The 22,499-nt window shown below is 74.2% G+C and carries 24 protein-coding genes; 9 read left to right on the top strand and 15 right to left on the bottom strand.

Annotated features, from left to right (window positions below):
• The first annotated feature begins 20 nt into the window (after nt 1–20).
• Nucleotides 21–1,196, top strand: coding sequence for an Mrp/NBP35 family ATP-binding protein (locus ACH4PY_RS17685; RefSeq protein WP_398182788.1), 1,176 nt, complete (start codon nt 21–23; stop codon nt 1,194–1,196).
• Nucleotides 1,197–1,445: 249 nt separating this feature from the next.
• Here the strand turns inward: ACH4PY_RS17685 and ACH4PY_RS17680 are convergent, their stop codons facing one another.
• From ACH4PY_RS17680 to sigE, 4 genes are all read right to left on the bottom strand, one after another.
• Nucleotides 1,446–2,060 carry a hypothetical protein gene (locus ACH4PY_RS17680; RefSeq protein ID WP_398182786.1) on the bottom strand — a complete coding sequence of 205 codons (615 nt, stop codon included), beginning with the start codon at nt 2,058–2,060 and terminating at the stop codon, nt 1,446–1,448.
• A gap of 193 nt (nt 2,061–2,253) precedes the next feature.
• The gene (locus ACH4PY_RS17675) at nt 2,254–2,742 is read right to left on the bottom strand and encodes a sec-independent translocase (RefSeq protein WP_398182783.1); all 489 of its coding nucleotides are present in this window, start codon (nt 2,740–2,742) and stop codon (nt 2,254–2,256) included.
• A 137-nt stretch (nt 2,743–2,879) separates the two neighbouring features.
• Nucleotides 2,880–3,839: a zf-HC2 domain-containing protein gene (locus ACH4PY_RS17670; protein ID WP_398182780.1), complete on the bottom strand. Its 960-nt coding sequence runs from the start codon at nt 3,837–3,839 to the stop codon at nt 2,880–2,882.
• A complete protein-coding gene (gene sigE / locus ACH4PY_RS17665; protein ID WP_398182777.1) occupies nt 3,836–4,618 on the bottom strand; it encodes an RNA polymerase sigma factor SigE in 783 nt (260 codons plus the stop codon). The genes ACH4PY_RS17670 and sigE overlap by 4 nt, the downstream gene beginning before the upstream one ends.
• Before the next feature lie 265 nt (nt 4,619–4,883).
• Between sigE and ACH4PY_RS17660 the strand changes: the two genes are divergently transcribed.
• A complete protein-coding gene (locus ACH4PY_RS17660) occupies nt 4,884–5,516 on the top strand; it encodes an O-methyltransferase (protein ID WP_398183406.1) in 633 nt (210 codons plus the stop codon).
• A gap of 111 nt (nt 5,517–5,627) precedes the next feature.
• Here ACH4PY_RS17660 and ACH4PY_RS17655 read toward each other — a convergent pair whose 3' ends face one another.
• Nucleotides 5,628–5,795: a DUF3117 domain-containing protein gene (locus ACH4PY_RS17655; RefSeq protein WP_073493047.1), complete on the bottom strand. Its 168-nt coding sequence runs from the start codon at nt 5,793–5,795 to the stop codon at nt 5,628–5,630.
• Nucleotides 5,796–5,986: 191 nt separating this feature from the next.
• Here ACH4PY_RS17655 and ACH4PY_RS17650 point away from each other — a divergent pair, with 191 nt between their 5' ends.
• A complete protein-coding gene (locus tag ACH4PY_RS17650; RefSeq protein WP_398182772.1) occupies nt 5,987–6,769 on the top strand; it encodes an enoyl-CoA hydratase-related protein in 783 nt (260 codons plus the stop codon).
• A gap of 10 nt (nt 6,770–6,779) precedes the next feature.
• On the opposite strand, the gene ACH4PY_RS17645 is transcribed toward ACH4PY_RS17650, so the two are convergent.
• Nucleotides 6,780–7,364 (bottom strand): DNA-3-methyladenine glycosylase I, encoded by a 585-nt coding sequence (locus tag ACH4PY_RS17645; RefSeq protein ID WP_398182769.1) that lies wholly within the window; start codon nt 7,362–7,364, stop codon nt 6,780–6,782.
• Nucleotides 7,357–7,761 (bottom strand): DivIVA domain-containing protein, encoded by a 405-nt coding sequence (locus tag ACH4PY_RS17640; protein ID WP_398182766.1) that lies wholly within the window; start codon nt 7,759–7,761, stop codon nt 7,357–7,359. Before ACH4PY_RS17640 ends, ACH4PY_RS17645 begins: the two co-directional genes overlap by 8 nt.
• Before the next feature lie 139 nt (nt 7,762–7,900).
• Here ACH4PY_RS17640 and folP point away from each other — a divergent pair, with 139 nt between their 5' ends.
• A complete protein-coding gene (gene folP, locus ACH4PY_RS17635; protein ID WP_398182762.1) occupies nt 7,901–8,713 on the top strand; it encodes a dihydropteroate synthase in 813 nt (270 codons plus the stop codon).
• A gap of 29 nt (nt 8,714–8,742) precedes the next feature.
• On the opposite strand, the gene ACH4PY_RS17630 is transcribed toward folP, so the two are convergent.
• The 3 genes from ACH4PY_RS17630 to dapE form a co-directional block, all read right to left on the bottom strand.
• Entirely contained in the window at nt 8,743–9,564 is an 822-nt protein-coding gene (locus tag ACH4PY_RS17630; RefSeq protein ID WP_398182759.1) for a TIGR00730 family Rossman fold protein, read from the bottom strand.
• Nucleotides 9,565–9,580: 16 nt separating this feature from the next.
• Nucleotides 9,581–10,660, bottom strand: a complete 1,080-nt coding sequence (locus tag ACH4PY_RS17625) for an alpha/beta hydrolase (RefSeq protein ID WP_398182756.1) — start codon at nt 10,658–10,660, stop codon at nt 9,581–9,583.
• A 109-nt stretch (nt 10,661–10,769) separates the two neighbouring features.
• On the bottom strand, nt 10,770–11,831 hold the full coding sequence (gene dapE / locus ACH4PY_RS17620) for a succinyl-diaminopimelate desuccinylase (RefSeq protein ID WP_398182753.1): 1,062 nt from the start codon (nt 11,829–11,831) through the stop codon (nt 10,770–10,772).
• 258 nt (nt 11,832–12,089) lie between these two features.
• Here dapE and ACH4PY_RS17615 point away from each other — a divergent pair, with 258 nt between their 5' ends.
• Together ACH4PY_RS17615 and ACH4PY_RS17610 are read left to right on the top strand one after the other, a co-directional pair.
• Entirely contained in the window at nt 12,090–13,025 is a 936-nt protein-coding gene (locus tag ACH4PY_RS17615; RefSeq protein ID WP_398182750.1) for a hypothetical protein, read from the top strand.
• 293 nt (nt 13,026–13,318) lie between these two features.
• A complete protein-coding gene (locus tag ACH4PY_RS17610; protein ID WP_398182747.1) occupies nt 13,319–13,747 on the top strand; it encodes an ATP-binding protein in 429 nt (142 codons plus the stop codon).
• 61 nt (nt 13,748–13,808) lie between these two features.
• Here ACH4PY_RS17610 and dapC read toward each other — a convergent pair whose 3' ends face one another.
• Nucleotides 13,809–14,909, bottom strand: a complete 1,101-nt coding sequence (gene dapC, locus ACH4PY_RS17605; protein ID WP_398182744.1) for a succinyldiaminopimelate transaminase — start codon at nt 14,907–14,909, stop codon at nt 13,809–13,811.
• A gap of 170 nt (nt 14,910–15,079) precedes the next feature.
• The gene (fdxA, locus tag ACH4PY_RS17600) at nt 15,080–15,400 is read right to left on the bottom strand and encodes a ferredoxin (RefSeq protein WP_019058397.1); all 321 of its coding nucleotides are present in this window, start codon (nt 15,398–15,400) and stop codon (nt 15,080–15,082) included.
• A 107-nt stretch (nt 15,401–15,507) separates the two neighbouring features.
• Here fdxA and ACH4PY_RS17595 point away from each other — a divergent pair, with 107 nt between their 5' ends.
• Nucleotides 15,508–16,485 (top strand): GNAT family N-acetyltransferase, encoded by a 978-nt coding sequence (locus ACH4PY_RS17595; protein ID WP_398182740.1) that lies wholly within the window; start codon nt 15,508–15,510, stop codon nt 16,483–16,485.
• Nucleotides 16,482–17,306 (top strand): transglutaminase family protein, encoded by an 825-nt coding sequence (locus tag ACH4PY_RS17590; RefSeq protein ID WP_398182737.1) that lies wholly within the window; start codon nt 16,482–16,484, stop codon nt 17,304–17,306. Before ACH4PY_RS17595 ends, ACH4PY_RS17590 begins: the two co-directional genes overlap by 4 nt.
• Nucleotides 17,307–17,697: 391 nt before the next feature.
• Here the strand turns inward: ACH4PY_RS17590 and ACH4PY_RS17585 are convergent, their stop codons facing one another.
• The gene (locus ACH4PY_RS17585; protein WP_398182734.1) at nt 17,698–18,318 is read right to left on the bottom strand and encodes a response regulator; all 621 of its coding nucleotides are present in this window, start codon (nt 18,316–18,318) and stop codon (nt 17,698–17,700) included.
• Between the two features lie 26 nt (nt 18,319–18,344).
• Here ACH4PY_RS17585 and ACH4PY_RS17580 point away from each other — a divergent pair, with 26 nt between their 5' ends.
• Nucleotides 18,345–18,872: a hypothetical protein gene (locus ACH4PY_RS17580; protein WP_398182731.1), complete on the top strand. Its 528-nt coding sequence runs from the start codon at nt 18,345–18,347 to the stop codon at nt 18,870–18,872.
• On the opposite strand, the gene ACH4PY_RS17575 is transcribed toward ACH4PY_RS17580, so the two are convergent.
• Nucleotides 18,862–19,191 (bottom strand): nuclear transport factor 2 family protein, encoded by a 330-nt coding sequence (locus ACH4PY_RS17575; RefSeq protein WP_398182728.1) that lies wholly within the window; start codon nt 19,189–19,191, stop codon nt 18,862–18,864. The genes ACH4PY_RS17580 and ACH4PY_RS17575 overlap by 11 nt on opposite strands.
• 86 nt (nt 19,192–19,277) lie before the next feature.
• On the bottom strand, nt 19,278–22,262 hold the full coding sequence (locus tag ACH4PY_RS17570; RefSeq protein WP_398182724.1) for a SpoIIE family protein phosphatase: 2,985 nt from the start codon (nt 22,260–22,262) through the stop codon (nt 19,278–19,280).
• Between the last annotated feature and the right edge of the window lie 237 nt (nt 22,263–22,499).

Here is a 22,499-nt window from a genome sequence, read left to right as displayed (position 1 = left end):
GCCCGCCGTACCATCAACGTATGGCTACCACCACGTACGGCTCGGGCACCGCGCCGGCCGCCGCACCGACGGACGAGGCCGTGCGCTCCGCACTGGCCACGGTGAACGACCCGGAGATCCACAAGCCGATCACCGACCTCGGCATGGTCAAATCCGTGGACATCACCGCGGACGGCGCCGTCGCCGTCGGCGTCTACCTCACGGTGTCCGGCTGCCCGATGCGGGACACGATCACCGAGCGCGTCACGGCGGCCGTCGCCGCCGTCCCCGGTGTCGCCTCGGTGCGGGTCGAGCTGGACGTGATGAGCGACGAGCAGCGCCGCGGGCTCGCGGAGTCGCTGCGCGGCGGGCAGGCCGAGCGGGAGATCCCCTTCGCCAAGCCGGGCTCGCTGACCCGGGTCTACGCGGTGGCCTCCGGCAAGGGCGGCGTCGGCAAGTCCTCGGTGACGGTCAACCTCGCTGCGGCGATGGCCGCGGACGGGCTCAAGGTCGGCGTCGTGGACGCGGACATCTACGGGCACAGCGTGCCGCGCATGCTCGGCGCGGACGGGCGCCCCACGCAGGTCGAGAACATGATCATGCCGCCGTCGGCCAACGGGGTGAAGGTCATCTCGATCGGCATGTTCACCCCCGGCAACGAGCCGGTCGTCTGGCGCGGACCCATGCTGCACCGCGCGCTCCAGCAGTTCCTCGCGGACGTCTACTGGGGCGATCTCGACGTGCTGCTGCTCGACCTGCCGCCCGGCACCGGTGACATCGCGATCTCCGTCGCCCAGCTCATGCCCAACGCGGAGATCATCGTCGTGACGACCCCGCAGCAGGCCGCCGCGGAGGTCGCCGAGCGGGCGGGCGCGATCGCGGTGCAGACGCACCAGAAGATCGTGGGCGTCGTGGAGAACATGGCGGGCATGCCGTGCCCGCACTGCGACGAGATCGTCGAGGTCTTCGGCACGGGCGGCGGCGACCGGGTCGCCGAGGGCCTCACCCGTACGACGGGCGCGGCCGTGCCGGTGCTCGGGCGCATCCCCATCGACGTCCGCCTGCGCGAAGGCGGCGACGACGGCCGCCCGGTGGCTGTCGCCCACCCCGACTCCCCCGCGGGCGCCGCTCTGCGCGGCATCGCCTCGAAGCTGAGCGCGCGACAGCGCGGATTGTCGGGGCTCTCCCTGGGGATCACCCCGCGCAACAAGTTCTGACCCTCCGCGGGCCTCGCGTCCAGCCCGCCGGGCTGCCTGTCCGGGCAGACCCGGGACCGTCCGCCGGTGGTGGGCCGGTCGCGCAGTTCTCCCCCGGGCTCCGCCCGAGAGGTGCCCCCAGGGGCGCGTGGGGGTACCTCCCAGGCGAAGCTCTGGGGGAGAACTGCGCGACCAGCCCACGACGGCGGAAAGATCGCGACGCCCACCGCAAGGGGCACTCCGGGGCGGCCTGGGCCCCCGCTGCAAGCGCTACGCGGCGTCGTACGCGCGGATGTCGGGGATGGCCGCCAAGGCCAACCCGTACGCGCTCATGCCCCGCCCGAACGCGCCGAGGTGGACGCCCGCGGCGGAACCCGCGAGGACCCAGCCGTACTCCGATTCGCGGTAGTGGAAGGGCGTGGGCTCGCCGTCCACCGGAAGGGTGAGCGCGGCCCAGCCGGAGCCGTCGAGGTCGTCGGCGAGTTCCCACGCCGTGGCGGTCTGCTGGTCGAGCCAGTCCTGCCGCAGGGCGCGTTCCATCGTCGTGGGCCAGGTGCAGGCCAGCAGGCCGGAGCCGGCCAGCCAGGCGGCCGAGGAGACGGACGTGGCCTCCAGCAACCCGGTGCCGTCCGGCGTGCGCCTGCGGGGCCGCTGGGCGACCGTCATGACCACGGCGAAGCGCCGGCTCTCGTCCGCGGGGTCGGCCTTGAGCGTGGGCTCGTCGCCGTGCCCCGTCGAGCCGTACTCGACCGTGCTGTCGCCGCTCGTCCCGACCGTGTGCAGCCAGCGGCGCCCGGTGAACGCCTCGTCCAGGCCGTACCAGGGGAAGTCGGCGGTCAAGTAGCCGTCGACCGCGCTGCGCGCCGTGCCGGTCCTGGTCTCCATGTGGGTCGCGCCTCCTCGAAGTGCCCTTCTGGGCGACGCCATCTTGCCCGACCCTGGGTGGGTTCGGGGGCCGAAACCGCGTGGGGTGACGGCGAACACACGGACAATGACCACTCGATAGGGTGAAATCGCGCGTTCAGGTTGACGTCCGGACGGTGCCGCGCGACCCGGGCCGCGGGTGGGTGAGGGGCCCTCAGGTCGCGTCGGAGTCGTACGGCGGCGTCTCGTCCTCGGCCAGCTTGTCGCGCTTGCGCAGCCGGTCGGGGGTGCCCCCGCCCGTGCCGGAGGAACCCTTGGAGCCCGTGCCGGAGGAGCCGGCGGAGGCCGAGCGCGTGGCAGCGGTCTCCGTGCCGTTGACCGCGTCCGTGACCTCGGCCATCTCCTTGCGCAGGTCCAGGCTCTTGCCGAGGTCCTGGAGCTCCTTGAGGCCGTACTCGTCGTCGTCGCTCATCAGGTTCTTGCGGATGAACGTCTTCGGGTTGAGGTCCTCGAACTCGAAGTCCTTGAACTCCGGACCCAGCTCGCGGCGGATGTCCTCCTTGGCGCTGTCGGAGAACTCCCGCACCTTGCGGATGAACGCCATCGCGTCCTGGATGACCTTCGGCAGCTTGTCGGGGCCGAAGACGAGCACGGCGATGACGACGATCGCGACCAGCTCAAGCGGGCCTATGTCGAAGAACACCGTGCAGCTCCTTGGGACGTCCGCAGCCGGGGGGCTGTGTCCGGCGCACTTACGTTACCTGCCCACGTGGGCGACGCGGGAGTGGCTGCCGCCAACCCTACGTTGAAATGAGCTGACCATCACGTAAAGCATGCTGCTCAGCGCATCGCGGCGGGTCCGCCGGCGGTGGTCGTGGGGGTGACCGCTATCGCTGCGGCGGCCGACCGCAGCGCCACCGAGGTGACCGAGGGCACGCTGCCGGGCGTCGCGACCGCCGACGGGGACGGCGCGACCCTGGCCTGCCGCATCGTCCGCCGCTCGCGTACGTCCAGCAGGTCGCGGGGGGTGGTGCCATGGGTGTCGGTCACCGAGTTGGCGCTGAAGGGGGTGACGGCGGGCCCGTCGTCGGGGTGGGCCCCGTTGTCGACGCCGGCCTCCATCGGGAGGGCGCCGCCGAGCGCGATGGCCGCCATCGAGAAGGCGCCGGCCGCCGCGAAGGCGAACCGCCGGCTGAAGGACGCCTGGGCCGCGGCCACCGCCGCCGCGCCGCCGCGGGGTGCCGCCTGGGGGCGCACGGGGACGTCGAGCGGGCTGCGGTCGGCGCCGCCGGTCAGGCCGCGGGCCGTCTCGTGGATGCGGAAGCCGCGCGCGCCCCGGCCCTCGCCGGGTGCGACCAGGTCGCGGCCGGGGCCGAGGTAGGAGGGGCGGCGGGTACCGGTGCCGAAGACGTCGGAGCCGAGCAGGCTGCTGTCGAAGGGCCCGGGCCCTTCGCCGGGCCCGGGGAGCGCGCGCAGGTCCGCGAGGCCGGGAGGACCGCCCTTGGGGTCGCCGCCGGGGCCTTCCGGTCCGTCGGGGCCGCACGCCGCGAGGCCCTGGAGCCTGGCGAGCAGGCCGGAGGGGATCGCGGGCAGCGCCGAGGCCGCCACGACACTCTTGAGGTGGCGCTGCTCGGTGGCGGCGGCCTTGCACTGGGGGCAGGTCGCCAGATGGGCCTGGACGCGGTCCCGCGCGTCGTCCGCCAGCTCGCCGTCGACGAACGCGGCGAGCCGGTCGCCCAGGTGTTGCTCCGCGGCGGCGGCGCGCTTGTCGCGCGGGTCGCCGGAACCGCTGCTGCTCACGCTCTGCCGCCCTCCTGGCCAGGTTGCGGTGCGACGGCAGCGAGCGCGGGAACGTCGGCCGGTGAGCCGGCGGGCCGGGCGCCGGGCGCCCGGTGTTCCAGAGCCTTGCGCAGGTGGGAGCGTCCCCGGTGGATCCGGCTCCGCACCGTACCGAGCTTCACGCCGAGCGTCGCCGCGATCTCCTCGTACGACAGCCCCTCGATGTCGCACAGCACCACGGCGGCCCGGAACTCCGGCGCGAGGGTGTCCAGCGCCTGCTGGACGTCGGCGTCGAAGTGGGTGTCGTTGAAGTGCTGCGCGGGGGACGGCTCGCGGCTGGGCAGCCGCTCCGCCGCGTCGTCGCCGAGGGCGTCGAACCGGATGCGCTGGCGGCGCCGCACCATGTCCAGGAACAGGTTGGTGGTGATGCGGTGCAGCCAGCCCTCGAACGTGCCGGGCGTGTAGGTGGACAGGGAACGGAAGACCCGCACGAAGACCTCCTGGGTGAGGTCCTCCGCGTCGTGCTGGTTGCCGGTCAGGCGGTAGGCCAGCCGGTAGACCCGGGCACTGTGCGTGCTGACGATCTCCTCCCACGAAGGAGGCGTCCACGCCTGAGGGTCTCCGTCGGCGGCGAAGGTCGCGGTCGGGGAGTCGTTGTCGCGTGAACGGTCGTCTGCAGTGTTGGTCACGGATTTCGGCTGTCCGGCGGACCTGCGAAAGCGCAACAGCACCTTCCGGTCACCGGCCGCAGCCGCACCTCCCCTGTCGGCTCTGGTGGTGTCCAGTAGAGCCTCTACCATAGCCACCTCGCCCGTTAGCTCCGGATAAATGCACTGCTGCCTCCGGGCCGGGAACCCGCTCCGCTGTCGCGGACTCCCGCCCTTGTGCCTTCTCCCTAGCTAACGCGCGGTCCCATCAGCGGGTTCCCCGCGCCAACGGATACAGTCGCCCGGACGGTCCCCGTACGGCCCCGCGAGGCCACGCACGGCCACCCCCGGCCGGCACGGTGAGCACAGTCAGCGCAGGGCACGGCAGGCGGGAACAGTCGGCTACGAGGAGAGGGCCATTACCGGCAACCGGCAGGCGAGCTGGGCGTTCGCCGACGCGTTCGTCGCCGAGGACGACGCCCTCATACGCGCCAGAGCCCGCTCGCACGCGTCCGGGCTGCGGCCGGTCTCACCCGGCACCGGCGCGGCCCTGCGGCTGCTGGCCGCGGCCTGCAACGCGAAGTACGTCGTCGAGATCGGCACCGGCGCCGGTGTCTCCGGCGTCCATCTGCTGCGGGGCATGCGCGGCGACGGCGTGCTGACCACCGTCGACACCGAACCGGACCGCCAGCAGCTGGCCCGCGAGGCGTACCGCGAGGCCGGCTTCGCCGCGAACCGCTCGCGCGTCATCCCCGGCGCCGCCCTCGACGTCCTGCCGCGCCTCACCGACGGCGCCTACGACCTCGTCTTCTGCGACGCCGACCGGCTGGAGTACCTGGAGTACCTGGACGAGTCGCTGCGGCTGCTGCGGCCCGGCGGCGTCCTGTGCTTCGAGGGCACCTTCGGGCAGGGGCGCGCGCTGGACGCCGCGCACCACGACATGGAGTCGATGCGGCTGCGCGAGCTGATGCGCGCGGTACGGGACCACGCCCGGCTCTCACCGGTCCTGCTGCCGACCGACGACGGGCTGCTGTGCGCGGTGGCGCAGTAGCCGTCCGCCCCCGGCGGCACCCGGTGAAAGACCGGGCCGGGTGAAAGACCAGCGGCCGCGTACGCGGGGCAACGCCCGGTACGCGGCCGCGAAGGCTGGGGACCGCTGGTCTCAGACGATGGCCTTCTTCAGCGCATCACCGAGGGCATCCGCCTCGTCCGGGGTCAGCTCGACAACAAGCCGCCCGCCGCCCTCGAGCGGAACGCGCATGATGATGCTCCGCCCCTCCTTGGTCACCTCGAGCGGGCCGTCACCCGTCCGCGGCTTCATGGCCGCCATGCTCGTTCCCCTTCCTGAAACCAGCTCGGACTCGAACACATTGGTTCTCGGCCATTATCCCGCATCCACCAGCCCGATGACCAACAGCGGTGGCACTCCGTTCCACAATCGACACCCGCGTACGCCCGCATTTCGGTCACCCGGTCCGGCATTCTGGCCTGGACCGTTGCCGCGACGAAGGGGCTGAAGCCATGGCCGACCACGTGCTGTACGAGGTGTCCGACGGGCTCGCGACCGTCACGCTGAACCGCCCGGAGGCGATGAACGCGCTCGACACCACCACGAAGGTCGCCCTGCGCGACGCCCTCCAGGAGGCCGCCGCCGACCAGGCGGTACGCGCGGTGCTGCTCACCGCGAACGGCAAGGCCTTCTGTGTCGGGCAGGACCTGAAGGAGCACGTCGCGACGCTGGAGGCGGGCGGCGGCATGACCACCGTCGCCGACCACTACAACCCCATCACGCTCGCCATCGCGACGATGCCCAAGCCCGTCGTCGCCGGGGTCAACGGGGTCGCGGCCGGGGCGGGCGCGGGCTTCGCCTTCGCCGCGGACTACCGCGTCGTCGCCGACACCGCGTCCTTCACCACGGCTTTCGCGGGCGTCGCCCTCTCCACGGACTCCGGGATGTCCTGGACCCTGCCGCGCCTGGTCGGCCAGGCACGGGCCGCCGACCTGCTGCTCTTCCCGCGGCCCGTGCCCGCCGTCGAGGCCGCTGCGATCGGCCTCGCCAACAGCGTCGTGCCCGCCGCGGACCTCCCCGCGGAAGCCCTCGCCGTCGCCCGCACGCTGGCCGCGGGGCCGACCCGCGCGTACGCCGCGATGAAGCGCGCGCTCGCCTTCGCCGCGGGCCACGCCCTGGAGGAGTCGCTCGCGCTGGAGGCCGGTCTCCAGAACGAGGCCGGGGCGACGTCGGACCACCGCGAGGCGGTGTCGGCGTTCGTGGCGAAGCGGGCGCCGCGGTTCGCGGGGCTCTGAGGGTCTGCCCTCAGCGTGAGCCGCAGCCCGCCAGGTGGTCGTTGACCAGGCCGCAGGCCTGCATCAGGGCGTAGGCGGTGGTCGGGCCGACGAAGCGGAAGCCGCGGGTCTTCAGGGCCTTGGCCAGGGCGGTGGACTCCGGGGTGACCGCGGGGACGTCGGCGGTCGTGCGGGGGGCCGGGCGGGAGGCCGGGTCGGGGGCGAAGGACCAGATCAGCGCGTCCAGGCCGCCGTCGTCGCGCAGGGCGCGGGCGGCGGCGGCGTTCGCGACGGCCGCGTCGATCTTCGCGCGGTTGCGGATGATGCCGGGATCGGCGAGCAGCCGCTCCCGGTCGGCCGGGCCGAACTCCGCGACCGTGTCGATCGCGAAGCCCTTGAAGGCCGCCCGGAAGCCCTCCCGGCGGCGCAGGATCGTGATCCAGGACAGCCCGGACTGGAAGGCCTCCAGGCACACCCGCTCGAACAGGGCGTCGTCCCCGTGCACGGGGACGCCCCACTCGTGGTCGTGGTAGTCGACATAGTCCGGCGTGGACAGGCCCCACGGGCAGCGCGCGATCCCGTCCTCGCCGGTCACGACACCGCCGGGCTCACTCACCGGCGCCGCCGCCGTGGCCGTGGCCCGGCTCGTCGGGGCGCGGGTCGTCCTTGGTGAGGGACGTCACGGGCGCCTCGCCACCGGTGACGGTCGCGCGCAGCCGGTCCGGGTGCGGGCCGTCGAGCTGGGACTCCAGCTCGGCGATGTACGCGTCGCGCTCGGCGAGTTCCGCGCCGAGCCGGTCGAGGACCTCGTCGACGTCCATCATGCGGTAGCCGCGTACCGCCGTCGGCAGCCGTACCGCGTCGATGTCGGAGCGGATCAGCGGACGGTCGGCCGGCAGCCGGTCGGCCAGCCGGTCGGTGCCGGCGTCCCGCAGCGCTCCGCCGTCGCCGAGCACGGCCAGTGCCACCGCGGCGACCACCGCGACGAGCGCGATGAGCATGAACCAGAACAAGTCGTCTCCCGGAGTCCGGCCTCAGGGCCTGCGGTCGTGTCAGGCACGATCGTGCCACGATCGCATGAGTCTGAGATGAGGAGCGGCAGTGGCACTTCGGCTGGGAACCCGGGAATTCGGCGCGCGGGAGCCGGTGATCATGGCGATCGTGAACCGTACGCCCGATTCGTTCTACGACCAGGGGGCCACCTTCACCGACGAGCCCGCGCTGGAGCGGGTGGCGGCCGCGGTCGCCGAGGGCGCGGCGATCATCGACATCGGCGGGGTCAAGGCGGGGCCGGGGGACGAGGTCACGGCGGCCGAGGAGATCCGCCGCACGGTGTCCTTCGTCGCCGAGGTGCGGCGGCGGCACCCGGACGTGGTGATCAGCGTCGACACCTGGCGGGCAGAGGTCGGGGAGGCGGTGTGCGCGGCGGGCGCGGACCTGCTCAACGACGCGTGGGGCGGGGTCGACCCGGGGCTCGCGGAGGTCGCGGCCCGGCACGGGGCGGGCCTGGTGTGCACGCACGCGGGCGGCGCGCAGCCGCGGACCCGGCCGCACCGGGTCGGCTACGACGACGTGATGGCCGACATCCTGCGGGTGACGTGCGGGCTGGCCGAGCGGGCGGCGGAGCTGGGGGTGCGGCGGGACGGGATCCTGATCGACCCGGGGCACGACTTCGGGAAGAACACCCGGCACTCGCTGGAGGCGACCCGGCGGCTGCCGGAGATGGCGGCCACGGGCTGGCCGGTGCTGGTGTCGCTGTCCAACAAGGACTTCGTGGGCGAGACGCTGGACCGCCCGGTCAAGGAGCGGCTGATCGGCACGCTGGCGACGACCGCGGTGTCGGCGTGGCTGGGCGCGCAGGTCTACCGGGTGCACGAGGTCGCGGAGACCCGGCAGGTGCTCGACATGGTCGCGTCCATCGCCGGCCACCGCCCGCCCGCGGTCGCCCGCCGCGGACTGGCGTGAGGCCGGCGGCACGACGCACGGGGCGCGGGTCAGACCGCGCTCTCCTTGGTGACGCGCTCCACCGCGTCGTCCACGTCGTCGGTGACGTGGAAGAGCTCCAGGTCGGCGGCCGACGCCTTGCCCTCGGCGACCAGGCTGCCGCGGATCCACTGCACCAGGCCGCCCCAGTAGTCGCTGCCGAACAGCACGATCGGGAAGCGGGTGACCTTCTTGGTCTGGACGAGGGTCAGCGCCTCGAACAGCTCGTCGAGCGTGCCGAAGCCGCCGGGGAGCACGACGAACCCGCGGGCGTACTTCACGAACATCGTCTTGCGGACGAAGAAGTAGCGGAAGTTCACACCGATGTCGACGTAAGGGTTGAGGCCCTGCTCGAAGGGCAGCTCGATGCCGAGGCCGACGGAGACGCCGCCCGCCTCCAGGGCGCCCTTGTTGGCCGCCTCCATGGCGCCGGGACCGCCGCCGGTGATCACCGCGAAGCCCGCCTCGGTGAGCGCGCGGCCGATGCGGACGCCCGCCTCGTACTCGCGGGAGTCGGCGGGGGTGCGGGCCGAGCCGAAGACGCTCACCGCCGGACCCAGCTCGGCGAGCGCGCCGAAGCCCTCGACGAATTCCGACTGGATGCGCATGACCCGCCACGGGTCGCCGTGCACCCAGTCCGACGGGCCGTGGCTGTCCAGCAGCCGCTGGTCGGTCGTGCCGGTCTGCACCTGGCCGCGCCGCCGCACCACCGGGCCGGTGTGCCGCTCGGGCCAGTTCTTGCCGTACGGGAGCTGTTCCGCCGCCGCGGCGGCCTCTGCCGCGGCCTGCTGTGCGTCGTCCTCGACGCCCTGGGTCTCTCGTGCTTCTGTCATATCGGCAGCCTACGCATCACGGTGCTGCCGACGGGTCCAACGGGACCGCCCGGGGCGCTTCGAGCCGGGCGCTGACCCAGGTGAAGGCGTCGGGGAACATCCGGCCCCAGGTGTTCCAGTTGTGCCCGCCGCTGCTGAGCTGGAGGGTGCTCACCCGGGTCGGCGGGGCGGCGGCCGCGGTGATGGCGTCGGCGAAGCGCGGCGGGCTCTCCGGGTCCTGGCGGCTGGACTCGACCAGCAGCTGCGTCCTGGGGTGCTCGGTCCTGGCCAGCCACACCGGCGAACGCGTCCCCTGCGACGGGTCGTCGGGCGCCAGCGCGGCGCCCGCGGCGAAGACGTCGGGGTGCTCCAGCGCCAGCCGGGCCGCGCAGTAGCCGCCGGTGGATATGCCCATGACCGCCCAGCCGCGCGGCGCGGGCAGCGTACGGAAGTTGTGCGCGACCGTCTTGACCACGTCGTCGGTCAGCCAGGTCGCCACCCGGCTCTTGCCCTCGACGTCGGCGCAGCCGGTGTTGACCCGGTCCGGGGTGATCGTGGGCAGCACCAGGATCGCGGGCTCGGCCCGCCCGGCGGCTATCTGCGCCTGCATGATCTGCCCGAGCCGCATGCCGCGCAGGAAGCTGTGCGGGGTGCCCGGTATGCCGTGCAGCACCTCTATGACCGGGAAGCGGGTGTGCGCGAACTCCTTCTTGCCGTACTGCGGCGGCAGCCACACGATCACGTCGCCCTTGGTGCCGCTCGCCCAGCCGCGGACGGTGGCCCGCTCGAAGCCCTGCGAATACGCGGCGAACTTCACCGAGTAGTCCGGCACCTCGGGGGTCGGGGACGCTCCGGGGCCCGCGGTGGCCCTGCCGCCGCCGGCGTTGGCGCGGCCCAGCAGGTCGTCCCACGACGCGTAGAAGCCGTACTCGTTGTTCACCGTCACCATCACCACCAGGATCGCGGTGACCTGGCACAGCACGATGAGCCCCACCCTCGCGCCGAGCCGCACCGGGCGCGGCCCGCGCACCCGCGGCCACAGCACCAGCGCGCCCGCCACCGCCGCGAACGCGGCGGCGACGAGCAGCACGGCGAACCACCCGCTGGTCAGTCCCATGGCGTGGCTGCCCCCTCCCCCTGGCCCGTGACGGACACGTATCCACCTTGCCGGGAGGAAGGACCGGAACGCACCCGAGTTCGGTTGACTGCCGAACGGGTGATCTACGTCAAGCCGTCAGCCACTGGGTCAGCCGGCGTTCCGCCTCCCGGACGGCGGCGGTGTCCACGTGCTCGTCACGGGTGTGCGCGAGAGTCGGGTCGCCGGGCCCGTAGTTGACCGCGGGGATGCCGAGCGCGGCGAACCGCGCCACGTCCGTCCAGGCCTCCTTGGCCGCCGGGGGCGTGCCGATGGCCTCGACGAAGGCCGCCGCCGCCGGGTGCGACAGGCCGGGCAGCGCGCCCGGCGCGGAGTCGGTGAGCACCACCTCGAAGCCCTCGAAGACGTCCCGCACCCGCTCCAGCGCCTCCGCTTCGCTCTGGTCCGGCGAGAAGCGGTAGTTGACGGTGACGGCGCAGGTGTCGGGAATCACATTGCCCGCGTGGCCGCCCTCGATCATGACGGCGTTCAGCCCCTCGGGGTAGACCAGCCCGTCGATCTCCACCCGGCGCGGTTCGTACGCGGCGAGCCGGGCGAGGATCGGGGCGGCCTTGTGGATCGCGTTCTCCCCGAGCCAGCTGCGCGCGGAGTGCGCACGCCGCCCGGTCGTCCCCACCCGCACCCGCAAGGTGCCCTGGCAGCCGCCGTCCACCCGTCCGGCGGTCGGCTCCATCAGCACGGCGAAGTCGCCCGCGAGCCACTGCGGGTGCCGCTCCACCAGCCGCTTCAGCCCGTTGAACTCGGCGGCGATCTCCTCGGCGTCGTAGAACACGAACGTCAGGTCCCGGTTCGGCGCGGTGAGCTGCGCGGCGAGCTTGAGCTGCACCGCGACGCCCGCCTTCATGTCGGAGGTGCCGCACCCCCACAAGATGCCCTCGGCGTCGAGCCGGGAGGGGAGGTTGTCCGCGAGCGGGACGGTGTCCAGGTGGCCCGCGAGCACGACGCGCTCGGCCCGGCCGAGGGTCGTGCGGGCGACCACCGCGTCGCCGTCGCGGTCGACGGTCAGGTGCGGGTACGCCCGCAGGGCGCCCTCGACGAGGTCGGCGAGGGGTTTCTCCTCGCGGCTCACGGAGGGTACGTCCACGAGCGCGGCGGTCAGCGCGGCAACGTCCGCGGCGAGGTCAAGTCCCATACCCCGACCCTAACGGCGCCCGCGCCGCCCCCGGCCGCGCATGCCGCGTGGGGCAGCGAACCAGGGAGGCGTCGGGGCACCTCCCGGGCGAGGCTCCGGGGGGGGGGGGAACCGCGCGCGCAACCACCCACCGGCGGAAGATCGCGACGCCCACCGCACGGGCAGCCCGGGGCGTCGGCATCAGCCACGGCGGTGAGGGCGACGGACCCGCGGCACGGACCGTCCGAACCACCCGGCGGAGCCGGTAGGCTCCGGCGCGTGAGCACGTCAGACGCCCCCTCGGGCCGCCGGAGGCGCCGCCGCGCCTTGAGCACGTTCGTCGCGCTGCTGGTGCTGGCGGCGGCCGCGTACGCGGTCCTGCACAAGCGCGCGAAGGGGCCGGAAGCAGCCGGCTGCAAGGTCCTGGTGGACGACAGCACCCTCGTGCTCACGCAGTCCCAGGCGGCGAACGCCGCGACGATCGCGGCGGTCGCGGCGGCCCGCGCGCTGCCGGAGCGGGCGGTCGCCATAGCCCTCGCGACGGCCCTGCAGGAGTCCCGGCTGGACAACCTGGACCACGGCGACCGCGATTCGCTGGGCCTCTTCCAGCAGCGTCCCTCGCAGGGCTGGGGCACCGCGCAGCAGATCCTCGACCCGGTGTACTCCTCGACCGCCTTCTACAAGAGCCTGGTGAAGATCCACGACTACCAGGACCTGCCGCTGACCGTCGCGGCGCAGAAGGTGCAGCGCAGCGGCTACCCGGAGGCGTACGCGCAGCACGAGGAGGACGCGACGCTGCTCGCGGCGGCGCTGGTGGGCCGCAAGGGCGGCGCGCTGAGCTGCACGACGGGCGCGGACCGGGAGGACAGCGCGGGCGGCGCGCCGGGCAGCGCGACGGCGGTGACGGCGGAGCTGAAGCGGGAGTTCGGCGCTCAGGTGCGTCCTGCGGCGGCGGCCGGGCCCGTGGCGGCGGTGACCGTTCCGGCGACCGCGGCGGGCGGCGGCGCCACGACCGTGAGCGCGCCGCGCGGATGGCAGCTGGCGCAGTGGTCGGTCGCGCACGCGCCGGACCTGAAGCTCTCCGAGGTGTGGTTCGGCGGTATGCGGTGGCAGGCCGCGCACTCGGGCAGGGGCTGGCAGAAGGCCTCCGCGGACGACGCGAGGAAGGCCGGGGCCACCGACCCCGGGCTGGTACGGATCGCCGTCGCGCAGTAGTGCGGGCCGTCGCCCGCGCGGGGTCTTCCGCGGGCGGCCGCCGCCCGGGGCGCAAAGGGGCGCCGCGGCGCGCGGGAGGGCGTCCGGGAATCCGTGAAAACGCGGGCTCGGGACGTGTTTCCGGGGCGCTGGCCGGTCATACCAATCGGCCGTCAGGGGCAGTCCACCGCAAGCTTATTATCCGACGCATTACGCATTCTTTACCCACGAAAGCCGCAACTTCGCGGGCCCGTCCGCCGATAGGCACGGCGTCGTTTCCGACCCACCGTCGGACCCCACCCGCAAGGAGCACCATGTCCCTCCCCCTGACGCGCCGGATCGCCCAGGCCGCGCTGCTGCTCGGCGCCGCCGCCGCACCCCTGATCGGTGCGGGCGCCGCGCACGCCGCCACGCCCCAGCAGGACGGCGTGGGCGCCCTGACCGCCATGGACGGCACCGGGCTGGGCTCGACCGTCGACCACGCCTCCCAGTCGGCCACCGGCCTCGCCGCCCGCGGCAGCGGCCAGGCCGTGCAGACCGCCCTCCCGGCGGCCGCCCACCTCGTCGGGACCACGGGCACCACCGCGGCGCCGATGGCGCAGCACGGCGCCACGCAGGCCACCGACGCGGCGGGCCGGGTCGTCGGCGCCACCACCGAGTCACTGCCGGTCGCGGGCGCCCTCCCGGACACCGGCACCCTCCCCACCGACCAGCTCCCGCTCAAGGCCCTCCCGCTGGGCTGACGGACGAGACGAAGGGGCCCGGGAGCGCGACGCTCCCGGGCCCCTCGTGCGTACCGGCCGGTCAGCCGCCGAGGCGGGCCACGGCGGCGGCCACCCGCTCGTCGGTCGCCGTCAGGGCGACCCGGACGAACTCGGCGCCCGCGGGGCCGTAGAACTCGCCGGGGGCGACGAGGATGCCGTGCTTGGCCAGGTCGGCGACGGTGTCCCAGCAGTTCTCGCCGCGGGTCGCCCACAGGTAGAGGCTGGCCTCGCTGTGCTCGATGCGGAAGCCCGCGGACTCCAGGGCGCCGCGCAGCGCGGTGCGGCGACGGGCGTAGCGCTCCTTCTGCTCCACGGCGTGCGCGCGGTCGCCGAGCGCGGCGATCATCGCGGCCTGCACGGGCTGCGGCACGATCATCCCGGCGTGCTTGCGCACCGCGAGCAGTTCGGCGACGACGGCCGGGTCGCCCGCGAGGAAGGCCCCGCGGTAGCCCGCGAAGTTGGAGCGCTTGGACAGCGAGTGGACGGCGACCAGCCCGTCGTGGCTGTCCCCGCACACGTCCGGGTGCAGCACCGAGACCGGCGGTTCACCCTCCCAGCCCAGTTCGATGTAGCACTCGTCGGACACCACGAGCACCCCGTGCCCGCGCGCCCACTCCACGATCCGGCGCAGCTCCGGCGCGCCCAGCACCCGTCCGGTCGGGTTGGAGGGGCTGTTGAGCCACAGCAGCCGCAGGCCCTCCGGGTCGAGGTCGGTCACCGGGTCGTCGTACGTGACGGCCGCGGCCCGCGCCAGCAGCGCGCCGATCTCGTACGTGGGGTAGGCCAGCTGGGGGTAGCCGACGGTGTCGCCCTCGCGCAGGTCGAGCAGCGTGGGCAGCCAGCCGACCAGTTCCTTGGAGCCGATGAGCGGCAGGACGGCGTGCGGGTCGGCGCCCGTGACGCCGTGCCGGTCGCGCAGGTATCCGGCGGCGGCGGCGCGCAGTTCCGCGGTGCCGTAGGTGAGCGGGTAGCCGGGGCTGTCGGCGGCGGCCACCAGCGCCTGCCGGATGACGTCGGGCACCGGGTCGACCGGAGTGCCCACCGAGAGGTCGACGGCGCCGTCGGGGTGCGCGGCCGCGGCCGCCTTGTACGGCTCCAGCCGGTCCCAGGGGAAGACGGGCAGGCGGGCGGAAATACTCACGTGCTGCTCACAACTCTCGCTGGTCCCCACCGGTCTCATCCGGTCTGTACACCGCGGCCCCGTACGCCACGGGGGCGTACGGGGCCGCGGCGGAGGACGCCGTCGGGCGGTGGCGTCCTCGGCGGCGCGTCAGGCGCCGCGTGCACGGCGCTGCGTGCGCCGTGCTCTCGCTACTGGTTCTGCGGCGGGAGCGCCGCGACGAACGGGTGGTCCCGCTCGATGAGGCCGAGCTTCGACGCGCCGCCGGGCGAACCCAGCTCGTCGAAGAACTCCACGTTCGCCTTGTAGTAGTCCTTCCACTCCTCCGGAGTGTCGTCCTCGTAGAAGATCGCCTCCACGGGGCAGACCGGCTCGCACGCGCCGCAGTCGACACACTCGTCCGGGTGGATGTACAAGGACCGGGAGCCCTCGTAGATGCAGTCGACCGGGCACTCTTCGATGCACGCCTTGTCCTTGACGTCGACACAAGGCTGCGCGATGACGTAGGTCACGCTTTCGTTCCTCCTCGGTAGGGCTGTCTCGCGCGGGAGCGCGGCGTCGTCGATGCCCGCACCTAGTATCTCCGTTCCGGAGCACGAACCGAACAGGAGGGGCACGCATGCCAGCGGATTTCTCGGCCGGAGCACGACTCGAAGTCCGGATCACCCCCGCTGACGTGGGAAAACGTGTCTCGGTGCGGCAGTTGACGGAGATCGTCGACGGGCATCCTACGTTCACCGATACGGTCGGTGTTCTCGCATCCTGGAATGAGGGGGTGGTGAACATCACGCGCAGGGACGGCATGGAGGTACTGATCGCCGAATCCGCGCTCGTCGCGGGCAAGGTCGTACCGCCCGCGCCGCCGCGCCGCGCCGCCGGAGTGCCCGCCGTGAGCGACACCGACCTGGAGGCCGTCGCCTCCCGGGCCTGGCCCGCGACCGAGACCGCCGCGCTCGGCGGATGGACCCTGCGCGCCGCCGGAGGCTTCACCCGGCGCGCCAACTCCGCCCTCGCGGGCGGCGATCCGGGCATGCCGCTGGACGACGCGCTCGCCGCGGTCGTGCGCTGGTACGGCGAACGGGGCACCACCCCGTACGTTCAGCTGCCCGACTCCTCCCCCCACGCCGCCGAGCTGGACGCCCGCGGCTGGGTGCGCGAGGCCGACACGCTCGTCAGGACCGCGCCCCTCGCCCCCCTCACCCGGCTGCCGCACGGCGCCGCCGAGATCACCCTCACGCGCGCCCCGGACGCCTCCTGGCTGGCCGCCTACCACCGCACCGGGCACCTCGCCGACGCCGCCCTCCGGGTCGTCAGCGGGGGGCCGTCCGTGTGGTTCGCGAGCACTCCGGGCGCCATCGGGCGCGCCGTCGTCGAAGGCCGCTGGGTGCTCTTCGGGGCGGTCGAGGTGATGCCGGAGATGCGCCGCCGCGGCCTGGCCACCGCCGTCATGGGCGCCCTCGCCCGGCAGGCCGCCGACGAGGGCGCCACCGCCGCGTACCTCCAGGTCGAGGCCGACAACGACGCCGCCCGCCGGCTCTACGACGGCCTCGGCTTCACCGACCACCACGGCTACCACTACCGGCGGCCCGCGGCATGACCCCCGATCAGCCCGAACCCGAACCCCCCGCCGACCGGTTCGCCGCGGCGGCCAGGGACGGGCGGCCCGACCTCGCCGAGCTGTGCCTGCTCGTCGGGGCCCGCGCCGACCCCGCGCTCGACGGCACCGCCGCGGACCTCGCCCAGATCGAACTCGACCGGCTCGCCGGACTCCTGCCCGCAGGCCCGCACACCCCCCTCGGCTGGGCCCAGGCCCTGCACCGCGTCCTCGGCCGCGGCCACGGCTTCCACGGCACCCCCGCGGACTACCGGCGCCTGGAGTCCTCCCTCCTCCAGGAGGTCCTGCGCCGCCGCCGCGGCCTGCCGATCCTCCTGTCGGTCGTCTGGATCGAGGTCGCCCGGCGCGCCGGGGCACCCGTCTACGGCGTCGCCCTCCCCGGCCACTTCGTCGTCGGCATCGGCGAACCGGACGGCGAGCACGTCCTCGTCGACCCCTTCGACTTCGGCCGCCTCATGACCGAGTCCGACGCGGAAACGCTGACGGGCGGCAGCCCCGACGCGTACGGGCCCGCGGACCCGCTCGACGTCGTCCAGCGCGTCCTCGGCAACATCCGCGCGTGGGCCGCCCCCCGCCCCGAACGCCGCGCCGTCCAGCTCTGGGCCCTCGACCTCACCCTCCTCCTCCCCCGCCACCCCGCCAAACTCCGCTACGAACGGGCCAAGCTGCTCGTGACCATGGGCGACTTTCTCGGCGGCGCCGCGGAACTCGACGCGTACGCCGAGGTCATCGGCGCCTTCGACCCCGAAACGGCGGAGTCCCTCCGCCACCAGGCGCGCGCCGCCCGCGCCCACCTCAACTGAGCGCTCCCCGCGCCCCGGGGTGCCCCCCGCGGTAGACGCCGCGATCGTCCCGCCGTGGTGGCTGAGCGCGCAGTTCTCCCCCAGAGCTTCGCCTGGGAGGTGCCCCCACGCGCCCCTGAAAACGCTCACCCCCACCGGCAGGCAGCCGCCCAACCGGCCTGAAGGGGGACGGTGCGGGGTGCCCCCGCAGGAATGCGCTGTCGGTGGCTCACCAACCGGGTAAGAGGGCGAACGCGCATTCCGAGGAGGTGCCCCGTGGCGGTCCCCGCCCCACCCAACGGCGCGCTGCGCAAAGGGGCGCGTGGGGGCACCTCCCAGGCGGAGCCTGGGGGAGAACGGCGCGAGCAACCCCCACCCACCGCAAGGTCGCACAGCGAAACCGCAGAGCGCCTCAGAGCCACCCCTTCTCGCGAGCGATCCGCACCGCCTCCGCGCGGTTCCGCGCACCCGTCTTCTGGATCGCCGTCGAGAGATAGTTCCGCACCGTGCCCTCCGACAACCCCAACCGCCGCGCGACCTCCGCGTTGACCGCGCCGTCCGCCGCCGCGGACAGGACGTCACGCTCCCGCGGTGTCAGCGGATCCGCCCCCTCCGCGAGGGCCGCCGCGGCGAGCGCGGGGTCGATGACCCGCTCCCCCCGCAGCACGCGCCGCACCGCGTCGGCCAGTTCCGAGGCGGGCGCGTCCTTGACGAGGAACGCGTCCGCGCCGGACTCCATGGCGCGCCGCAGATAGCCGGGACGGCCGAAGGTCGTGACGATCACGACCTTCACCCCCGGGCACTCCGCACGGAGCTGCGCGGCCGCCTCGATGCCGGTCATGCCGGGCATCTCGATGTCGAGGAGGGCGACGTCCGGCGCCGCCGCCCGCGCGGCGGCGAGGACCTGGTCGCCGCGCGACGCCTGGGCGACGACCTCGATGTCGTCCTCCAGCCCCAGGAGCGTAGCCAGCGCCTCCCGGACCATGGACTGATCGTCGGCGAGAAGCACCCGTACGGGCTGCGGGTCGGTCATGGCGGCCAGCCTAATAAGCTGCGCCGATGAGAACCCGCACCGCCCTCGGCGCAGCGGCGATACCCACGTTCCTCCTGCTCAGCGCGTGCGGAGGCGGCGACGGCGGCAACGACGACGCGTCACCGTCCGCGCCGGCCCGCACGACCGCGGCCCCGAAGAGCCCGACCTCGGGCGCGACCGCTTCCGCCGATCCCGCCGCCGCCTTCGCCGACAAGGTGACCGCGCAGCTGCAGCTGGCCCTCAAGGCGGCGCATCTGACTCCTGCCGAGAAGGACGACAAGCACCTTCCCTGCGCGATCACCTTTCCCCGGTTCTACGAGGTGGGCAAGGGCAGTCCGAGGACGCGCGAGCACATCGTCGCGTCGCTCACCGCGGCGGGCTGGAAGACCGCCATCAGCGGCGGCGCGGACGAGAGCCACCTCACGAGCGACGACGACTGGGAGGTGTTCGTCACCCGCGAGCAGGCGACCGGCGACGACGGCAAGGCGTACGAGATGCTGGACGTCGCGGCGAACTGCATCGACCACGCCGCCGACAACCTCTTCAGCCAGTGATCTTCATCAGGCTCACCAGGTCGTCCGCGACCGTGAAGGCGAAGTCGGAGGGGCCGTTGTAGCCGTTGCCGCCGACCTCGGCGCTGACCGTGGTCGTGTCGCCCTCCGTGCGGCGGCAGGCGGTGACGTCGAGGCGGACCTGTTTGCCGATGAACTCGGCGTCGCTCCAGGCGCGGATCGCGTCGTGGCCGCGGAAGACACGGCCCCAGTCGTCGACGGCGCCGTCCGCGGCGAAGGCGGCCAGGAAGTCCTCGGTGGCGCCGGCGTTGGCGGCCTCCAGGGCCGCGGCGACGGGGACGGGGAGGGGTGCGTGGCTCATGTCCTGCCAACGAACGGCGGGCCCGGTCCGCTTCCCGCCGATCAGGTGGGGCCGGGGCCGAAGACGGGCGAGCCGCCCGGCGCGGCTCACCCCTCCCCCACCGCCGCCCAGATGCACTTGCCGCCCTCGGTGTACCGCGTCCCCCACCGCCGGGCGGTGACGGCCACGAGTTGCAGCCCGCGGCCGAACTCGTCGTCGAGCAGCGGGTGCCGCACCCGCGGGGTGGCCTGCGAGCCGTCGTAGACCTCGCACGTGACCTCGCCCTCGGCGAGGTGCAGCAGGCGCAGCCGCAGGTGGCCCGCGGTGTCGTCGGCGACGTCCGTGCCGATGCCGACGGCGTGCCGTACCGCGTTGCCGATCAGTTCGCTGACCACGAGCGTGGCGGTGTCGGTGAGGTCGGTGAGTCCCCATGCGGTGATGCGCTCGGCGGCGAGGGCGCGGCCGCGGCCGGCGGTCTCGGGGGCGAAGGGCAGGTCCCACACGGCGATCCGTTCTGCGGGGACGCGGCCGAGGGCGAGGGCCATGAGCGCGGCGTCGTCGTCGCGGTGGGGTGCGGACGGCAGCCGGCCGCCGATGGTGTCGCACAGTGTGTCGAGCCAGGCGTCGCGGCGCTCCTCGTCCTGCGGCAGGGGGGCGGTGGCGCCGTAGCGGGTGACGAGGTCGGTGAGCGGTCCGACGTCGCGGGTGTCGCCGCCCAGCAGACCGTCGCTGTAGAGGACCAGGACGCTGCCCTCGGGCAGCGGGGTGTGGACGACGGGTGCGGGCACCGAGGCCTGGCCGAGCGGCTGGCCGCTGGGCAGTTCGACCTCGTGGGCCTCGCCGCCGGGAGGGAGCAGGACGGGCGGCGGGTGGCCCGCGGAGGCGAAGCGGCAGGCGCCGGTGGTGGCGTCGTAGAGCACCAGCATGCAGGTCGCGGTGAGCGGGCCGAGGCGCCCGGCGGCGTCGTTGAGGTGGGCCATGACCTCGTCGACGGGCAGGTCGAGGGAGGCGACGGCGAGGGCGGCGTGCCGGATGATGCCCATGGCGATGCCCTGTTCGAGGCCGTGCCCGCGGATGTCGCCGATGACGGCGAGGCTGCGGCCGCCGGGCAGCGCGATCGTGTCGTACCAGTCTCCGCCGACCTCCTCGCCCTCCGCGAGCCGGTAGCGGGCCTTGGCGCGGACGCCGACGACGGTCGGCAGGCCGCCGGGCAGCAGTTCCTCCTGGAGGCGCTGGGCGCGGTGCCGGGCGTCCTCGTACTGCCGGGCGTTGGCGAGCGACTGGGCGATGATGACGGCGACGGTGCCGAGCAGGGAGCGCTCGTGCTCGGGGAAGTCGTGCGGGGTGGGCCAGCTGATGACGCACGAGCCCACCCGCCGGTCGCTCACGACGAGGGGCAGCGCCGCCCACGCGCACTTGCCGCCGTGCCGGGCGAGGGAGGCGATGGCGGGCAGTTCGGCCTCCAGCTCCTGCCGGGTGGAGAAGTACCGCGGCCCGCCGCTGCCGACGGCGTCCGCGATGCGCTGCGGCATGCCGGGCGCCTCCAGTTCGGCGCGGTAGTCCGCGGAGTAGCCGGCCACGGCGACCAGCTGGGGCCCGGGGCCGGACAGGTCGTGCACGATGAGGCCCTCGGCGGCGACCATCGGCAGCACGTGGGTGACGATCGCGCCGATCACGTCCCCGGTGTCGAGGGAGCTGATCAGCGCCGCGTTGAGTTCGGTCATGCGGCGGCTGCGGTCGGCGCGGGCGGTCTCGGCGGCCTTGCGCTCGGTGATGTCGGCCATCTGGGTGGCGACGAAGCCGCCGACGTCCACCGCGCGCACCAGCCAGGAGGCGGGGTGGCCGTCCGGGGCGTCGTACGTCAGCTCGGTGGAGACCGCCTTGCCGGGGGCGGCGCGGGCCGCGGCGAGCATGGGCCGGCCCTGTTCGGCGACGCCGGGGACGGTCTCCCACGGGATCTGCCCGAGCGTTTCGGCGCTGTCCTCGCCGTTCCGGCCGAGTTCGCGGGCGGCCCGGTTGGCCCATTCGACACGGTCGTCGGCGTCCAGGACGTGGATGGGGTCGGGGTGCCGTTCGAAGAGGCTGGCGAGCCAGGTGAGCTTGCTGCGCCGGGCCGTGACGTTCCAGGCGGTGCCGACGAGCCGGACGGCCCGGCCGGTCTCGTCGTGCTCGAAGACGGCCCGCAGCTCCACCCAGCTGACCTCGCCGTCCGTACCGAGGACCCGGTATTCGACGGCGTACGGCTGCCCGCCGGCCAGCGCCGTCGCGACGGACTCCTGCACGCCGGGGCGGTCGTCGGGGTGGACGCGGGCCATCCATGTCTCGATCCGGTGGTCCCAGGTGTCCGGGTCCAGACCGGCGACCGGGAGCAGCCCCTCGGCGGTCTCGTCGACGTCCAGCCTGCCGGTGGTCAGGTCCCAGCTCCAGGTGCCGACGCTGATCTGCTGCATGACCTGCTCGCGCACCCCGGCGGGCTCCTGCCACCAGGGGCTGGTGCCGCCGTGCCGCCGCCGGGTGTGCGGCAGCCGCTCGCCGACGGTGCGGGCGAGCCGGGCCAGGAGGTCCCGTGCGGCGGCGTCCGGCTGCTCGCCGGTCAGGACGGCGAGGGCGCCCACGGGGACACCGCCGACCACGATCGGTGCGGCCACCACCCCGCCGGGCAGCTCCCCTTCCTCCTCCGGGGCTTCCCGGGCCGTTCCGGCGGTCTGCCCGGCGGCGCCCGGCCGGTCCTCGGCGCGTTCGGGGCGGTCCAGGCCGGGCGGGCCGCCGCGCGCGGGGGCGGGGGCGGGCGGGGTGTCGTGCGCGGGCGGCCTGCGGGTCGACCAGCACACCGTGCCGCGGGTCACGGCGAGCGCGGGCGCGGTCGAGGTGCGCGAGGACAGCTCCTCCCAGCGGCGGGCGGCCGCGCTGGGCAGCCCGTTGGCGGCCACGAGCCGCAGCAGCCCCTCGGACGCCGCCAGATGGACGAGTCCGCCGTAGCCGCCGAGCGCGCCGACGGCCTGTTGCAGCGCCAGCCGCAGGAGCTCGGCCTCGCCCTGCCCCTCGGTGGCCTCCACCAGCCGGATCCGTACGAGGCCGGGATCGTCGCCCACCGCGTGCGGGTCCGTGCCGGAGGAGGGCGGCGCGGACCGCCCGCCGTCGCCGCAGGACCCGTCCGCGCCGGACCCGTCCCCGGCGGGGCCGCCCCCGTCACCGGGGTCCCGGCCGTCGGGGGTCCCGCGGCCCGTGTCTCCGTCCGGTGCCGCAACCATCAGCGCATCACCAGCCTCGCGTCCGCCGTGCCTGCTGCCCGTCCTGGCTGATCTGCCCCGCTTCACCCGCTTTCGTTC

The organism is Streptomyces sp. NPDC021224, from assembly GCF_044332905.1.
In the GTDB taxonomy this organism is placed as follows: domain Bacteria; phylum Actinomycetota; class Actinomycetes; order Streptomycetales; family Streptomycetaceae; genus Actinacidiphila.
The sequence above is the reverse complement of the archived record's forward strand: the minus strand, read 5'-3'. Positions and strand labels throughout refer to the sequence as shown.

Bases quoted from the DNA above. Each gene is read 5' to 3' on its own strand.
- ACH4PY_RS17575 (WP_398182728.1), bottom strand. From the start codon at position 19,191: ATGAGCCACGCACCCCTCCCCGTCCCCGTCGCCGCGGCCCTGGAGGCC.
- ACH4PY_RS17685 (WP_398182788.1), top strand. From the start codon at position 21: ATGGCTACCACCACGTACGGCTCGGGCACCGCGCCGGCCGCCGCACCG.
- ACH4PY_RS17680 (WP_398182786.1), bottom strand. From the start codon at position 2,060: ATGGAGACCAGGACCGGCACGGCGCGCAGCGCGGTCGACGGCTACTTG.
- ACH4PY_RS17590 (WP_398182737.1), top strand. From the start codon at position 16,482: ATGACCCCCGATCAGCCCGAACCCGAACCCCCCGCCGACCGGTTCGCC.
- ACH4PY_RS17630 (WP_398182759.1), bottom strand. From the start codon at position 9,564: ATGACAGAAGCACGAGAGACCCAGGGCGTCGAGGACGACGCACAGCAG.
- ACH4PY_RS17655 (WP_073493047.1), bottom strand. From the start codon at position 5,795: ATGGCGGCCATGAAGCCGCGGACGGGTGACGGCCCGCTCGAGGTGACC.
- ACH4PY_RS17625 (WP_398182756.1), bottom strand. From the start codon at position 10,660: ATGGGACTGACCAGCGGGTGGTTCGCCGTGCTGCTCGTCGCCGCCGCG.
- ACH4PY_RS17585 (WP_398182734.1), bottom strand. From the start codon at position 18,318: ATGACCGACCCGCAGCCCGTACGGGTGCTTCTCGCCGACGATCAGTCC.
- ACH4PY_RS17610 (WP_398182747.1), top strand. From the start codon at position 13,319: ATGTCCCTCCCCCTGACGCGCCGGATCGCCCAGGCCGCGCTGCTGCTC.
- folP (WP_398182762.1), top strand. From the start codon at position 7,901: ATGGCGATCGTGAACCGTACGCCCGATTCGTTCTACGACCAGGGGGCC.
- ACH4PY_RS17595 (WP_398182740.1), top strand. From the start codon at position 15,508: ATGCCAGCGGATTTCTCGGCCGGAGCACGACTCGAAGTCCGGATCACC.
- ACH4PY_RS17580 (WP_398182731.1), top strand. From the start codon at position 18,345: ATGAGAACCCGCACCGCCCTCGGCGCAGCGGCGATACCCACGTTCCTC.
- dapE (WP_398182753.1), bottom strand. From the start codon at position 11,831: ATGGGACTTGACCTCGCCGCGGACGTTGCCGCGCTGACCGCCGCGCTC.
- sigE (WP_398182777.1), bottom strand. From the start codon at position 4,618: ATGGTAGAGGCTCTACTGGACACCACCAGAGCCGACAGGGGAGGTGCG.
- ACH4PY_RS17650 (WP_398182772.1), top strand. From the start codon at position 5,987: ATGGCCGACCACGTGCTGTACGAGGTGTCCGACGGGCTCGCGACCGTC.